The sequence below is a fragment of the Pseudarthrobacter quantipunctorum genome, assembly GCF_045291495.1.
In the GTDB taxonomy this organism is placed as follows: Bacteria; Actinomycetota; Actinomycetes; order Actinomycetales; family Micrococcaceae; genus Arthrobacter; species Arthrobacter quantipunctorum.
Genome location: NZ_CP148033.1, coordinates 3,780,328 through 3,795,559 on the forward strand (window position 1 = coordinate 3,780,328; position 15,232 = coordinate 3,795,559).

The following is a 15,232-nucleotide window of genomic DNA, read 5'->3' on the forward strand; positions in this document are numbered from 1 at the left end:
GTGGGCCCAGCTTTGACGGCGCCTACACAAATGCCTGACCGCCGCCACCCGCGCGAGGTGCGCCTTCGCGTGAAGCGGAGGGGCCGGGGTCATTTGTGTAGCTTGCGTCAAAGCGACGGAGGAGCAGCAAGCGGCAAATGACTCCGGTGCCGCAGCGTAGTGACCGTGGACGCGCATGCCAACGCTTTGACGGGACGGAGGGCAAAGCGAAAGCCCCGCCGCTCCTTGTGGAGTGACGGGGCTTTGGCTGTGGAGATCTAGACGCTCGGAGCGATCTCCGGGATGCGTGGCTTGGCGTTGCCGGCGAACGTGAACTTCGCGTCGTCGCCTTCGCCTTCCACGTCCACTACGACGATGTCGCCGGCGTGGATCTCGCCGAAGAGGATCTTCTCGGAGAGCTGGTCCTCGATCTCGCGCTGGATGGTGCGGCGCAGCGGCCGGGCACCCATAGCGGGGTCGTAGCCGCGGGTTGCGAGGAGCACCTTGGCCGCGGGCGTGAGCTCGATGCCCATGTCCTTGTCCTTGAGGCGCTTCTCCAGCCGGGTGACGAAGAGGTCCACGATCTCGATGATCTCGTCCTGGGTGAGCTGCGGGAACACCACAACGTCATCCACACGGTTCAGGAACTCGGGGCGGAAGTGCTGCTTGAGTTCCTCCGTCACACGGGCACGCATGCGGTTGTAGCCGGTCTGCGTGTCGGTGCCGGACTGGAAGCCGGTGGCCACACTCTTAGAGATGTCCCGGGTGCCCAGGTTGGTGGTCATGATGATCACGGTGTTCTTGAAGTCCACCACGCGGCCCTGGGAGTCGGTCAAGCGGCCGTCTTCCAGGATCTGCAGCAGCGAGTTGAAGAGGTCCGCGTGGGCCTTTTCCACTTCGTCGAACAGCACCACGGAGAACGGACGGCGCCGGACCTTCTCGGTCAGCTGGCCGCCTTCCTCGTAGCCAACGTAGCCCGGAGGGGCACCGAAGAGCCGCGAGACGGTGTGCTTCTCGGAGTACTCGGACATGTCCAGCGTGATGAGGGCGTCCTCTTCACCGAACAGGAACTCCGCGAGTGCCTTGGCCAGCTCGGTCTTGCCGACGCCGGTGGGGCCGGCGAAGATGAACGAGCCACCGGGACGCTTGGGGTCCTTGAGCCCTGCACGGGTGCGGCGGATGGCCTGGGACAGTGCCTTGATGGCCTCGTTTTGGCCGACGACGCGCTTGTGCAGTTCGTCTTCCATCTTCAGCAGGCGCGAGGATTCTTCCTCGGTCAGCTTGAACACGGGGATACCGGTGGAGTTGGCCAGCACCTCGGCGATGAGGTCCTCATCCACCTCGGAGATGTCGTCCATGCCGCCGGACTTCCAGTGGCGTTCCTTTTCGGCACGTTCGGTGATCATCTTCTGCTCTTTGTCACGGAGCGCGGCTGCACCTTCGAAGTCCTGCGCGTCAATCGCGGACTCCTTTTCCATCTTCAGCTTGGCGATGCGCTCGTCCATGGCCTTGAGCTCCGGCGGAGCGGTCATGCGGCGGATGCGCAGCCGGGCGCCGGCTTCGTCGATCAGGTCGATCGCCTTGTCCGGCAGGAAGCGGTCAGAGATGTAGCGCTCGGCGAGGCTGGCAGCAGAGGCAAGGGCGCCGTCCGTAATGGTGACGCGGTGGTGCGCCTCATAGCGGTCACGCAGGCCCTTGAGGATCTCGATGGCGTGCGCCACGGAGGGTTCCTTGACCTGGATCGGCTGGAAGCGGCGCTCCAGGGCAGCATCCTTTTCGATGTGCTTGCGGTACTCATCCAGCGTGGTGGCGCCGATGGTCTGCAGCTCACCGCGGGCCAGCATGGGCTTCAGGATGGAGGCAGCATCGATTGCGCCTTCGGCGGCACCGGCACCCACCAGGGTGTGGATCTCGTCGATGAAGAGGATGATGTCCCCGCGGGTGCGGATTTCCTTGAGGACCTTCTTCAGGCGCTCTTCGAAGTCACCGCGGTAGCGAGAGCCTGCCACCAGGGAACCGAGGTCCAGGGTGTAGAGCTGCTTGTCCTTGATGGTCTCGGGGACGTCGCCGCGGACAATCGCCTGGGCAAGGCCCTCGACGACGGCGGTCTTGCCGACGCCCGGCTCACCGATCAGGACCGGGTTGTTCTTGGTACGGCGGGAGAGGACCTGCATGACGCGTTCCATCTCCTGCTCGCGTCCGATGACCGGGTCCAGCTTGTTTTCGCGCGCAGCCTGGGTGAGGTTGCGGCCGAACTGGTCCAGGACGACGGATCCTGCCGGGGCGCCCTCGGGCTGGCCGGAGCCGACGCCTGCGCCGGTGGTCTCCTTGCCCTGGTAGCCCGAGAGGAGCTGGATGACCTGCTGGCGGACCCTGTTCAGGTCGGCGCCGAGCTTGACCAGCACCTGGGCGGCAACACCCTCACCCTCGCGGATGAGGCCCAGCAGGATGTGCTCCGTGCCGATGTAGTTGTGGCCCAGCTGGAGGGCTTCGCGCAGCGAGAGCTCCAGCACCTTCTTGGCACGGGGGGTGAAGGGGATGTGTCCGGACGGCGCCTGCTGGCCCTGCCCGATGATCTCCTGCACCTGCTCGCGAACGCCGTCGAGCGAAATGCTCAAGGACTCAAGAGCTTTGGCGGCAACACCCTCACCCTCATGGATCAGACCCAAGAGGATGTGTTCGGTACCGATGTAATTGTGGTTCAGCATGCGTGCCTCTTCTTGGGCAAGCACAACTACGCGACGGGCACGGTCCGTAAATCGCTCAAACATTTCGCCACACTCCTAGCTACGACGTACTTTGATGCTACGTGGCTGGCCACTGGTTGTGGAGCGTGTTCGCCACAGGGGAAACCGTGGTGGCTTAGGGAATACGACGGCGGGCCGTCCGCGGGTGCCCCCGCCGGCTTTCGCACGGCCCCGCCGGCGCCTCCTGCCGGGCAGGGCACGCACACCGCCACCACCCGGGAGCCTTTGCAACATGGAGGCCGCTAAAACCGAATTGCCCGGCCGGGCCGCAAAGCAGGGTTAAGTCCGGGAACGGAAAAAGCCCCGCTTCCCCGTTGTTGGGAAGCAGGGCTTACCGGAGCCTTGGGTAGAACTAGGAATTTGCCTTTTGGTAGGCTTCCTGGATTTCGGCCTGAATTCGGCCGCGGCTGTTAACCGTGTAGCCGTTTTCACGCGCCCACTGCCTTATTTGGGCAGAATCGTGGCTGCGGCCGCTGGCTGCTGCTTTGCTTCGGACGGCCCGGCCCCCGCCGGAGGATTTCCGTGCGGCTGCTACAAACCGCTCAAGCGAAGAGCGGAGCTCGGCGGCGTTTGACGCCGAAAGGTCAATCTCGTAGTTGACCCCGTCAAGGCCAAACTTCACATTCTCGTCTGCGGATCCCCCATCCAGATCATCAACGAGGATGATGTTTACTTTCTGTGCCATTTAAAAGACTTCCTTTTGGAAAGGGTTCGGTTTTCAGAAAAGCAGGATGTTTCCTAAAAAGTATGACTCTTTTTATGGCAACGCGTCAAAGTACCCAATGGTTCCAGAGGATATTGGCAAGAAAGTCCGGGGGTTTATCTATTCGTTTCCGGGTCCGGCCGGTCCGTGGGTGCCGCAATCCGGCTTTCGGCTTCTGCCTGTGCCTGGGCCTCGGCCTGGCGCTCTGCCTTGTCCGCGTTGAAGATCGATTTCATGGCGAACCAGAAAAGCAGGCCCACCACGATGGACGGGAGGAGGACGGCCACGTATTCCATGGTCAGTGCCCTTCGGGCTTGAGGAGCGGGAAAAGGATGGTTTCGCGGATTCCGGCGCCGGTGAACAGCATGACCAGACGGTCGATGCCCAGGCCGATTCCGCCCATGGGCGGAGCGCCGTATTCCAGCGCGCGCAGGAAGTCCTCGTCCAGCTGCATGGCCTCGTCGTCACCGGCGGCGGCGTGGCGCGACTGCTCGGTGAGCCTTTCGCGCTGGATGACGGGGTCGATCAGTTCGGAGAAGGCAGTGCCGCGCTCCATGCCGCCGATGATGAGGTCCCAGGCCTCGATCAGCCGGCCGTCCTCCCGGTGCGGGCGGGCCAGCGGCTGGGCCGACGGCGGGTAGTCGTACACGAACGTGGGGTTCAGCAGCGTTGGTTCCACGATTTCGCCGAACAGTTCAACAGCCAGCTTCTCGGCGTCCCATTTCGGGTCCACCTTGACCTCGTGCTTTTCGGCGATCTCGCGAAGCACCTCAAGCGGCGTCTCCGGTGTCACTTCCTGGCCAACGGCGTCGGAAAGCCCCGGGTAGACGGCAAGCCATGCCCACTCGCCGTCGAGGTTGATCTCCCCCGCCTCTGTCTGGAGGACCCGTCCGGCACCCACGGCGTCGGCGGCGTCAAGGATGATCTCCTTGATGCGTTCGGCCATGACGAACTGGTCAGCCCATGCCTCGTAGCACTCAAGGGTGGTGAACTCGGGGCTGTGGGTGGAGTCCACGCCCTCGTTGCGGAACACGCGGCCCATGTCGTACACGCGGTCGATCCCGCCCACCACGGCGCGCTTAAGGTACAGCTCGGTGGCGATGCGCAGGGTCATCTTCTGGTCGAAGGCGTTCATGTGGGTCTCGAACGGGCGGGCCAGGGCACCGCCGTGGACCAGGTTCAGGATGGGGGTTTCCACCTCGACGTAGCGGTGGCGGAAAAGCGTTTCGCGGATGGAGCGGGTGATGGCTGCGCGGGTGTAGACCATTTCGCGGGCTTCATCGCGGACCATCAGGTCCACGTAGCGCTGGCGGACGCGGGTTTCCTCGTTCAGTTCGGCGTGCAGCACCGGCAGCGGGCGGAGGGCTTTGGAGGCCATTGACCAGGATTCCGCCATGACCGAGAGCTCGCCGCGGCGGGAGGAGATGACCTCGCCCTTGATGAACACGTGGTCCCCGAGGTCAACCAGCGCCTTCCAGTCGGCGAGCGCTTCCTCACCCACATTGGCGAGGCTGAGCATGGCCTGCAGCCGGGTGCCTTTGCCGTCGGTTCCGCCCTCCTGGAGGGTGGCGAAGCACAGCTTTCCGGTGTTGCGGACAAAGACGACGCGTCCGGTGACGCCCACGATGTCTCCGGTGGTGTCATCCGCCTCGAGATGGGCGTACTTTTCGCGGACCTCGGCGAGGGAATGCGTCCGTTCCACACCTACCGGGTACGCCTCGGCGCCGCGCTCAAGAAGTCTGGCCCGCTTCTCCATGCGGATCCGCATCTGCTCGCTGGCATCGAGGGGCTCTGGGGCGTTCTTGGGCGCGGGGGTGTTTTGGGAAGTCACAATCCCCAAGTTTACCGGGACTTCGGGTAGGCCGGATCCGGGCGCAACCCGCCCAGTCCCCGGCGCGCCCGGGACGGCAGCGCAGTCCCGCCTAGGATGGGGTGGTGAAAGAACAGGTACTTCCAACGCACGACGGCGGCCGGCTGGCTTTGTACAGCTACGGCACCGAGGATGCGCCGGGAGAGCGCCGTGTGCTGGTGATCGGGGGCGCCTTCCTGACTGCCCTGATCTACCGGCCGTTTTCCGAGGCGCTGGCAAATGGCCTGGGCGAAGGATGGGCCGTGGACGTGTACGACCGCCGGGGCCGCGGCAGCTCCTCCGAGCAGCCCGCCGACTACTCCATGGCCACCGAGATCGCGGATGTCCGCACCGTCCTGGATGCCACCGGCGCCCGGAACATCCTGGGCCACAGCCTGGGCGGTTCCGTGGCGTTGAACGCCGTCCAGGAGTTCACCGGAACTGCCTACGTGCCGGACAAGCTGGCGGTGTACGACCCCGCCGTCAATATCGACGGCAGCATCGACACCGGCTGGCTGGACGGGTTCGAGGACGCTGTGAACAACGGCAGGGTGGGGCATGCCCTGGCCCACATGAAGAAGGCCACGAGCGCCGGCTCGGCGATGTCCAAGATCCCCGAGCCCGTCCTTGCCGGGCTGATGGCCGTGCTGTCCAGGACCAAGGTGAACAAGATGTTCCGCGAGGTCATGCCCAGCGGCGTGGGCGAGCTGCGGGCTGCCTACAAGGAGGCGGACCATGCCAGGGACTTCAGCGTGCTTCCCGCCAACACCCACTTCATGGCCGGCGGCAAGAGCCCCAGCTATTACAAGGCAACAGCCGAGCGCCTGCACGCCGCCGTCCCCGGCAGCACGTACGAGCTCTCCCCCAAGGGCTTCCACGGTTCCATCCCGGCCGCCGTTGATGAACTGGTGACGGACATCTCGCAGTATTTCAATGGCTAGGCACGGACCCCGGCCGAGTTTTCGTCCAGATATGCAGGGTTAAGGTGCCTTGAAGCCTGCATATCTGGACAAAAACTCCTGTGGCGGGGTCAGGTGCGCTCTCCCCTGCTGAAGCCGGCCAGGGCCGCGTCTCCCAGGTCCTGCCAGATGCTCCTGGACTGGCCTGCCCCGGTGCGGTCCGCCAGCCAGTCGCCGTAGCGGGTGATGTCCTCCCCGCCGGCAGCAGCCACAGCATCGCAGGCAAACCCCACAGCCTTCGACCCGTCCGCGAGTTCAATGGAGCCCAGCAGCATGGGTTCGGGCAGGGCAGCCAGGAATGCGCCCAGCCCTGCCGGGGACACCAGCCACCGCTCACCCACCAGTTCTGCGCCGTCGTCCGCGCGGTACACTCCCGGCTTGGGCGGCACGGTGTCCAGGGACACCATGCGGTAGCGGGCCGCGGTCAGCACCGGGCCGTCCCAGGCGGCGCCCAGTTCTTCCAGCTGCGGCGCCAGCGGCTGGCCCTTGCGGTGCGCGCCCACCACAACGAGCGGCACGGCCTTGGCACCTGCGGCCAGCGGCCAGGGAACGGACGACGACGGATTGGCAGCTTCGTCCGCCGGCGCCGCTCCCCCGGCAAAAAGCGCCGGAACATCCGGGGTTGACTCCAGCCGGCGCGCAATATCGGCGGCAACGGCGTCGTCGAAGGCCCGGCCCACCACGGTCAGGCCGAACTGGGCGCCGTCCACTTCACCGGCCGGCACCGCCACCGCGCACAGGTCGAACAGGTTGCAGAAGTTCGTGTAGGTCCCCATCAGCGAGTTCACGCCCACCGGATCGGCGGCCACCTCGGCAAGGGTGGGGTGCAACGGGGCGGTGGGGATCAGCAGCGCATCAAACCCTTCCAGCTGGGCCATCGCCTTGTCCTTCAGCGCTTCCAGCCTGGCCGTATCAGCCACGTACCGGTGGGCAGGCACTGTGCCCGCGGCCCGGATGATGCCCTCCACGGTGGGGTCGATGCCCGCCGGGGTGCCAGTGCCGCCGTCGCCCTTTTCAAGGAAGTCACCTTCAAGGAATTCGCCGACTGCGGCGTAGCGCTCGGCCACCAGCCCGCCGTCGTACAGCAGCCGGGCAGCGTCGAGGAAGGCATCGAATTCGATGGCTTCGGCTTCCACGCCCAGCTCCCGCAGCCGGTTGATGTTCCGGTGGAACTGCGCGGCCCAGGTTGCCGGCAGCGCCGGAAGGCTTGCCTGGTACGCAACACGTGGCCGCTCCGGCGCAGCCAGCCGGATATTCGCCGGCCAGGGCCGCGCACCTCCAGCCATGACCCCCATGGCGAGTTCTGCCGTGGACAGGTGGCGGGCAAAGATGGTGACGGCGTCCCAGGACCGGCAGGCCGGCACTACCCCGGCCGTGGACACCACGTGCAGCGTCGGTTTGATGCCCACGATTCCCTGCAGCCCGGCGGGAACCCGGCCCGAGCCGGCCGTGTCCGTCCCGATGGCGATGTCCACCAGGCCCAGCGCCACGGCAACCGCGGAGCCGGAGCTGGAACCGCCGGAGATGAAGTCCGGGCGGCGGGAATCGCGGACTGCGCCGTGCGGGCTCCGTGTGCCGACGAGCCCGGTGGCGAACTGGTCCAGGTTGGTGGCACCCAGGACCAGGGCGCCGGCAGCACGGAGCCGGGCCACTGCTTCCGCGTCCTGTTCCGGCGTGTAAGCAAAGCCGGGGCACGCCGCCGTGGTGGGGATGCCCGCTACGTCAACGTTGTTCTTGACGGCGAGCAGGAGCCCGGCGAGGGGCAGGTCAGCGCCCCCTGCAGCAGCGGTGTCGATCGCCGCGGCTTCGGCCAGAAGCTCGTCCGCCCCGCGGAGGGTGATCCAGATTTCCGGCCGGTCCACCGCGTCCACGGCGGCGAGGGCGGCCCGGACCCGCGTGGCGGCCTTGCCGGTGGTTGTGCTGGTCATACTGCTGCCTCTTCCAGTTCCTGCGCTTTGATTACGGATTCGGTTTCCACGGCCACGGTGCCGAGGACCACCACGGCCTCGCCCGCAACAACCTGCGAGCCCGCGGCCGGCAGGACCCGCACCACCACGCCGTCGCACGGCGCTTCCAGCACGGTTTCCATCTTCATCGCCTCAAGGGACACCAGCGGCTGGCCCTGCACCACCCGGTCCCCTTCCTTGACATCGACCTTCCAGACGCTCGCCGCGAACGGCGCGGCCACGAGTGACCCGCCGTCCGGAACAGCCACTTCATCCACAACCGGTGACACAACAGCCGCAAGAGCGTCCGCCCGGTCAAACTCGCCGGCGTCGGCCCACGCCTGCCGTTCCACCGCGAAAGCCGCACCTTGCTTGTCCCGGAAGGCGGTGATCGATTCGCGGTTTTCCTCGAGGAACACCTCATGCTCGGCCAGCGAGAAGGTGCCGTCCGCGATCTCGACGCCGCGGCCCCTTCCAGCGGCCATGTCCGCGCGCAGGTCCAGGAGCTCCTCGGGGCTGACCGGGTACCAGGAGATGCGGTCGAAGAAGCGCAGGAGCCACGGCGAACCCGGTTCGAACGGGGCGGAGTCCGCGTAGCGCGACCACACCTGGGTGGTGCGGCCAACAAACTGGTAGCCGCCGGGGCCTTCCATGCCGTAGATGCACATGTACGCGCCACCAATGCCCACCGCGTTCTCGGGTGTCCAGGTGCGGGCCGGGTTGTACTTGGTGGTGACCAGCCGGTGGCGGGGATCCAGCGGCGTTGCAACGGGGGCGCCGAGGTAGACGTCGCCCAGGCCGAGGACCAGGTATTCGGCGTTGAAGACGGTGTCGAACACGTCGTTGACCGAATCCAGGCCGTTGATCCGCCGGATGAACTCGATGTTCCAGGGGCACCAGGGGGCATCGTCCCGGACACCGGCCATGTAGCGTTCAATCGCTTCCCGGGTGGCGGGGTCGTCCCAGGACAGCGGCAGCCGGACGGTGCGGCTGGGAACCACCAGCTCCGAGCTCGCCGGCAGGGCTGCCTCGACTTCCTGGACGAGACCCAGCAGTTTCTTCGTGGACAAGACCGACGGGTCAACCTTGACCTGGAGGGAGCGGATTCCCGGGGTCAGGTCCACGATTCCGGGCACGCGGAGCTGCTCAAGGTGCTGGTGTAGGGCGTGCACCCTGGCACGGAGGCCAAGGTCCAGGACCATCTCCCCGTATTCCACCAGCAGGTTGTCATCACCGGAGCGCCGGTAGGTGACCGCAGGCCTTCCGGGGCCTTCCGGCACCCGGCCCAGGACGCCGTCGTCGCCTTCCCCCCGCACCGTACGTTCAGGACGGCCGGCGGCGGACGCGGGTGTGGCCGTTGGAAGGATCGTTGAGAAATTGCCGGACCACCCGGAGTCGCCGGGCAGGACCAGCTGGCGGCCCGGGCCAAGGTCCCTGGCCGACGGCGCCTGGCTGACGCGGACGGGAACGAACCGTACCTTGTCGCCTGGCCGGAGCTGGCCGAGCTTCCAGCGGTCGGCCGTCACCACGGTGACCGGGCAGACGAACCCGCCCAGGCTGGGTCCGTCCGGGCCGAGCAGGATGGGGGTGTCACCCGTGAAATCCAGCGCGCCAACTGAATAGGCGGTGTCGTGGATGTTGGACGGGTGCAGGCCGGCCTCGCCGCCGTCGGTACGTGCCCAGCGCGGCTTGGGGCCGATGAGCCGCACGCCGGTGCGGGCGGAGTTGAAGTGGACCTCGTACTCGGACGCATAAAGCTCGTCGATGTCTTCGCGCCGGAAGAACTCCGGCGCGCCGTGCGGCCCTTCCGTCACGGCAAGTTCCCAACTTGAGGCCAGGGCGGGGCGGCTGTCCACGGGGACTGCCGCCGTCGCCATGTTTCCGCTGCCGCCGCCAGCGGACGGTGCTGCTGCGCGGAGAACGTCTCCGGCACGCAGCACGCGCCCGGCATGGCCGCCGAACTGGCCCAAGGTGAACGTGGAGGCGCTGCCCAGGTACTGCGGGATGTCCAGGCCGCCCTGGAACAGTATGTAGCCGCGAAGCCCGGCACCGGAGGCCGTGCCGGCGTCGAGCGTTCCGCCCGCTGGGACGGTCACCGGCGTCCACGCTGGCACCTCCTTCCCGTCGACGGTGACCGTTACTTCCGCGCCGGTGACGCAGACAGTGGTGGCGTGCGTGAAGGTCAGGGAGGGCCCGGTCATGGTGAACTCCAGGCCCGGGGCGCCTTCGGGATTGCCCAGGGCGGTGTTGCCGAGCCGGAAGGACAAGTCATCCATGGGGCCGCTCGGCGGAACGCCGATCTGCCACAGGCCGGTCCTTCCCGACCAGTCCTGGACGCTGGTCTGGAGGCCGGGGCGGCCCACGGTGATTCGGGGTTCGGGGTCCCCCAAGTTGTCCAGCGTGCTGGTGGAGTGCTGCACGCTGCGGACCACCTCCAGGCCGGTGGCCGCGCGGAGCATCCCCAGGTTGGTCTCGATCCCGTCGATCCGGGAGCCGGCGAGCGCGGCAGCCAGCCGGTCGAAGGCCTCGGCCCGGTTCGGGCCGGAGGTGATGATCTTGCCCAGGAGGGGATCGTAGTTGGTGGACACTTCGGTGCCGGTTTCCGCCCAGGCGTCCACGCGCACATCGGCGGAGGCGGGGTAGACGGCGTTGGTCACGGTGCCGGCGCTGGGCTGGAAGCCGCGGGCCGGGTCCTCGGCATAGACGCGCGCCTCAACGGCGTGGCCTGAAACGGGCAGGCTGTCCGGCCGGTCCGCCAGGACCGACGCCGCTTCAGGGCCGCCCTGGGCCAGGCGGAGCATCCACTCCACCAGGTCCACGCCGGTGACTGCCTCGGTGACGGGGTGCTCCACCTGCAGCCGGGCGTTGACCTCCAGGAAGGATGCCTCCTGGCGGGCGGAGTCGTAGACGAACTCCACGGTCCCGGCGGAGCGGTAGTTAAGGGACGCGCACAGGGCACGGGAGCTGCGGTGCAGTTCCTCGCGGAGTCCGTCCGGCAGGTCCGGGGCGGGCGCCTCCTCGAGGACCTTCTGGTGGCGGCGCTGGAGGGAGCAGTCCCTGTCGCCCAGGCTGACCACCCGGCCTGCGCCGTCGCCGAAGACCTGCACCTCAATGTGCCGCGCGTTTTCGACGTACCGCTCCGCGAACACACCGGCGGTGCCGAAGCTTGCCCCGGCCAGCCGGGCCACGCGGGGAAAGCTCTCCGCGAGTTCGGCCTCGTCGCGGCAGACCGTCATGCCGATGCCCCCGCCGCCGCCGGTGGCTTTGAGCATGAGCGGGAAGCCGATGGCGGAACCGGCAGCAACGGCGTCGTCAACGTCTGCCAGCAGCCCGGATCCGGCGATCATGGGCACTCCGGCGGCTTTGGCGGCATCGCGTGCCGTGTGCTTGGTGCCGAAGATGCGCAGCTGTTCGGCGGTGGGCCCCACGAACACCAGGCCTGCTGCCTCAACGGCTTCAGCAAATGCGGCATCCTCGGAAAGGAATCCGTAGCCGGGGTGGATGGCACCGGCCCCGGTGGACCTGGCCGCATCCAGCAGGGCATCCACCCGAAGGTAGGACTCCTTTGCCGGGGCCGGCCCCAGGAGCACGGCTTCGTCGGCCAGCCGGACGTGCTTGGCGCCCCTGTCCACTTCGGAGAACACGGCAACGGTCCGCAGTCCCAGCTTCCGGGCGGACTCGATGATGCGGCAGGCGATCTCGCCGCGGTTGGCAACTAAAAGGGTGTCGAAAGTATTCACAGTGCAGCCTCCGGCCGGGTGACGATCATGCGGACAGGCGTGGGGTTGAAGCCGTTGCACGGGTTGTTGATCTGCGGGCAGTTGGAGACGAGCACCAAAGTATCCACTTCCGCCTTGAGCGCCACGCGCTTTCCGGGAGCGGACAGCCCGTCCACAATGCCCAGGGCTCCGTCCGGATCTACGGGCACGTTCATGAACCAGTTGATGTTGGACACCAGGTCCCGCTTCCCGAGGCCCCAGCGTGAGCCCTCGATCAGGAAGTTCTCCACGCAGGCGTGCTGTTCGCGGGTGTGCTGTCCGTAGCGGAGGGTGTTGGATTCCTGTGAGCAGGCGCCGCCGATGGTGTCGTGCACGCCCACCTCGTCAGCCACCACGGTCATCAGCGGGGCGCCTGTTTCTGCCCGCAGGACCGACCCCGTGGTGAGGACGATCGACTGCTGCCGGGCGATGGTGACGGCGGCCGAGTAGCGCACGGTGGTGTCCCCGGCAGCATAGAGCAGGCAGTCCACGGCCTGGTTGCCTTCCAGGTCCACAATGGTCAGCACGTCCCCGGCGGCCACGACGGCGGACCAGGGACCGCGTGCCTCGACGTATTCGTCAAGGACCACGTCTCCGGGGGCGAGGGCTGTCCGGCGGGCATCAGCGGCAGGAGCGGCGGAGGTGGCGGTGTTCATCGGGCGTTCCTTGCGGTGAGATCGTGTTCGGTGTTCTGCAGTGCCTGCAGGTGTTCAGGGGGCAGGGCTCCGGTGAGGGTGCCCGCTGCGAGGGCTGCGAGGTCCTGCGGAGCGTGCCAGGCAGCGATGTCCACGGCGGCCCCGGTGAAGTCCGGGCGGGGGTCCAGCGGGTGTGCGGTGTTGGCCAGCACCAGGACTGCATCCATCTGGAGCAGGAGTTCGACGGCGGCTCCCGGGCCTGCGCTTCCGGTGAAGGCAATGCTGCCGGCAGGGTCCACGGTGATGCCTTTGAAGAAGGACAGCGACGGCGCCACGTCGGCGGGGCCCAGCCCGCCCTTGAGTGCGCCAAGGGTGAGCAGTTCGCGGGCCGCGGGGGATGCGCTGTGGGCGGTTCCGGCACCATACCGGGCCGCGTTGCCTTCCAGGGTGGTGGCACCGGTCAGGGCGTCGTGCCGGGAGGAGGTGTCCGCCACGATGGTGGCCATCAGGCGCCCGGCGTCGGACAGGAGCGGGTGGCCCGTGCCCGGGTAGGCCTGCCAGGGGACCTTGACGGTGTCCGCCACGTTGAGCCGCTCGTGGAGGGCTCCGGAGCGGTAAAGGAGTGTGTGCACGCAGGCGTCACCGGAAGTGTCGGTGAGCCTGATCCGGGTGCCCCGGGCCAGGGACATGGTGGTGTAGCGGCCAAAGGCGAGGGATTCGGCCCAGGTGGGGGACGCGCCGTCGGGCAGTCCTTCCGTCAGGCGCGCCGGGGCCGTGGGGGCGGGCACGAAGCGCATGGTCTCCACGGTCCTGCCGTGCTGCTCCCGGGCGTGGGCGCGGGCGCCTGCGGTGGTGGCGGTGCCGGTTGCCGGGCTTTCGGTTACTTGTGTCATGTCAATCCTGTGCTGGTTCTGGAGAAGGGCTGTTGAACTGTTCGGGACTGGCTCAGGCGTTGGCCGCGAGGTTCCGGCGCCGCACCCAGATGCCCAGGAGCAGGACCACGGTGACCATCAGCGGCGCCGAGTAGAGCAGGATCCCGTTTTCCCCGGAGGGGTCGTAGACCTCGGGCCGCGGCCAGGCGAGGTTGACCACCATCACGGCACCGTAGAGGACGGCGAGGATGTTGACGGGAAGGCCCCAGCGGCCCAGGGAGAACAGGCCCGCCGGCAGGGTCTGCCCCACCCGGTTCCAGTCACCGCGGAGGCGGTTGATGAGCTGCGGCACGGTGACCAGGAGGTAGGCGAGGTAGACCATCACGATGCAGACGCTGCAGAGGGTGGTGAACAGTGCCGCGTTGCCCACATTGATGGCGAGGACGCCCACGGCCAGGGCCCCGATGACGATGGACGGCCACATGGGGGTCCCGCGGGTGGGGTGGACGGAGGAGAGCAGCGCGGATGCGGGGAGCTTGCCGTCCCGCGCCATGGAGAACACCAGGCGGGAACCGGCGGTCTGGATGGCAAGGGTGCAGACGAAGATGGCGATGGCGACGTCCACCAGCAGGACCTTGCCCCAGAAGGTGCCCAGGACGGCGGTGAGGACGTAGGGCAGCCCTTCGGTGGCGAGGCGGCCGTCGTCGAGGCTGGGTGCTGCCATCAGGGCCGTGATGATCATGAGCGCCCCGCCGATGCCCGAAATGAGAAGCGCCGAAAGGATGGTCCGCGGGGCGGTGCGGCGCGGGTCCTTGGTTTCTTCCGAGAGTTCGCCGGCGGAGTTGAAGCCCACCATCACGTAGGCGGCCATGAGGCCCGAAACCAGGAAGGCTCCCACTGCGCCGAGGTCGGAGGTCTGGAGGACCGTGGTGTCCGCAACCACGTCCGGACCGCGCTGGGCGGCGCTGATGAGGGCGAGGATCACGGCCACGACGCCGACGATTTCGCAGGTGACGCCGACCGAGTTCACGTGGGCCATGAGCTTGACGCCCAGCGAGTTGATGATGGTGGTGGCCACCAGGAGGACTGCTCCAAGGATCACGGCGTTGGCGGCGCCGGTAACGGTGTTCAGCGCGGGATCACCGCCCACCACCTGGAAGCCGTCCCACAGCTGGGGCAGTACCACCTGCAGGGCGATGGCGGCGGCTGCGGCGGTCACAACCTGGGCAATGGCCATGAACCATCCTGCGAACCAGCCCACGCCTTCCCCGCCCACCCGGCGTGCCCACTGGTACACGGCTCCGGACAGCGGGTAGCGGGCAGCGAGCTCCGCGAAGTTCAGGGCCACGAGCAGCTGGCCAATGAGGACCACCGGCCAGGTCCAGAAGAACGCGGGACCGGCAAACGAGTAGCCGAATGCGAAGAGCTGGAAGATGGTAGTCAGGATGGACACAAAGGAAAAGCCGGCCGCGAAGGAGGCGTAGCGGCCGAGCTTGCGGTGGAGGGTGGGCTGGTAGCCCAGGGACGTCAGGTCCGCATCGTCCGCGTGGACGGTGGGAAGAACGGTTGAAGTCATCAGATTCTCCGGGGGGCTGGAATGCGTGGCGGGGGCCGCCGGCACTGCAGCACTCGGCCGAAAGCTGCGGAATACCGGTCACTTGATAGTTTTCCAGCGGGATGTCCCCGGGGAGTTTCACCCCTGTAAAAGGCGGATAGACATCCTGTTTCGGCTGTATTTCCGTTCCCTCACCGCGGATGCAGGCGCGGGACTGGGCGCCGCATCC

At 67.3% G+C, this 15,232-nt stretch carries 10 protein-coding genes; 1 reads left to right on the plus strand and 9 read right to left on the minus strand.

The window, feature by feature from the left end:
* Positions 1–257: 257 nt before the first annotated feature.
* The 4 genes from WHH00_RS17260 to lysS all read right to left on the minus strand — a co-directional run bounded on the left by WHH00_RS17260 (position 258) and on the right by lysS (position 5,260).
* On the minus strand, positions 258–2,750 hold the full coding sequence (locus WHH00_RS17260; RefSeq protein ID WP_104185679.1) for an ATP-dependent Clp protease ATP-binding subunit: 2,493 nt from the start codon (positions 2,748–2,750) through the stop codon (positions 258–260).
* A 328-nt stretch (positions 2,751–3,078) separates the two neighbouring features.
* Positions 3,079–3,411 (minus strand): Lsr2 family protein, encoded by a 333-nt coding sequence (locus WHH00_RS17265; protein WP_406634693.1) that lies wholly within the window; start codon positions 3,409–3,411, stop codon positions 3,079–3,081.
* Between the two features lie 134 nt (positions 3,412–3,545).
* Entirely contained in the window at positions 3,546–3,725 is a 180-nt protein-coding gene (locus WHH00_RS17270) for a hypothetical protein (RefSeq protein ID WP_406634695.1), read from the minus strand.
* A 2-nt stretch (positions 3,726–3,727) separates the two neighbouring features.
* Positions 3,728–5,260 (minus strand): lysine--tRNA ligase, encoded by a 1,533-nt coding sequence (gene lysS, locus WHH00_RS17275; protein WP_406634697.1) that lies wholly within the window; start codon positions 5,258–5,260, stop codon positions 3,728–3,730.
* A gap of 104 nt (positions 5,261–5,364) precedes the next feature.
* Here lysS and WHH00_RS17280 point away from each other — a divergent pair, with 104 nt between their 5' ends.
* The gene (locus WHH00_RS17280; protein WP_406634699.1) at positions 5,365–6,219 is read left to right on the plus strand and encodes an alpha/beta hydrolase; all 855 of its coding nucleotides are present in this window, start codon (positions 5,365–5,367) and stop codon (positions 6,217–6,219) included.
* Positions 6,220–6,308: 89 nt separating this feature from the next.
* On the opposite strand, the gene atzF is transcribed toward WHH00_RS17280, so the two are convergent.
* From atzF to WHH00_RS17305, 5 genes are read right to left on the minus strand one after another with little or no spacing between them, the layout of a single operon-like run.
* Entirely contained in the window at positions 6,309–8,165 is a 1,857-nt protein-coding gene (atzF, locus tag WHH00_RS17285; protein ID WP_406634701.1) for an allophanate hydrolase, read from the minus strand.
* Positions 8,162–11,923 carry an urea carboxylase gene (gene uca / locus WHH00_RS17290; RefSeq protein WP_406634703.1) on the minus strand — a complete coding sequence of 1,254 codons (3,762 nt, stop codon included), beginning with the start codon at positions 11,921–11,923 and terminating at the stop codon, positions 8,162–8,164. Before uca ends, atzF begins: the two co-directional genes overlap by 4 nt.
* Positions 11,920–12,597: an urea amidolyase associated protein UAAP2 gene (locus WHH00_RS17295; protein ID WP_406634705.1), complete on the minus strand. Its 678-nt coding sequence runs from the start codon at positions 12,595–12,597 to the stop codon at positions 11,920–11,922. Before WHH00_RS17295 ends, uca begins: the two co-directional genes overlap by 4 nt.
* Complete coding sequence (locus tag WHH00_RS17300; RefSeq protein ID WP_406634707.1) at positions 12,594–13,469, minus strand: urea amidolyase associated protein UAAP1; 876 nt, start codon at positions 13,467–13,469, stop codon at positions 12,594–12,596. Before WHH00_RS17300 ends, WHH00_RS17295 begins: the two co-directional genes overlap by 4 nt.
* Before the next feature lie 52 nt (positions 13,470–13,521).
* Positions 13,522–15,024, minus strand: coding sequence for an amino acid permease (locus WHH00_RS17305; RefSeq protein WP_406634709.1), 1,503 nt, complete (start codon positions 15,022–15,024; stop codon positions 13,522–13,524).
* Between the last annotated feature and the right edge of the window lie 208 nt (positions 15,025–15,232).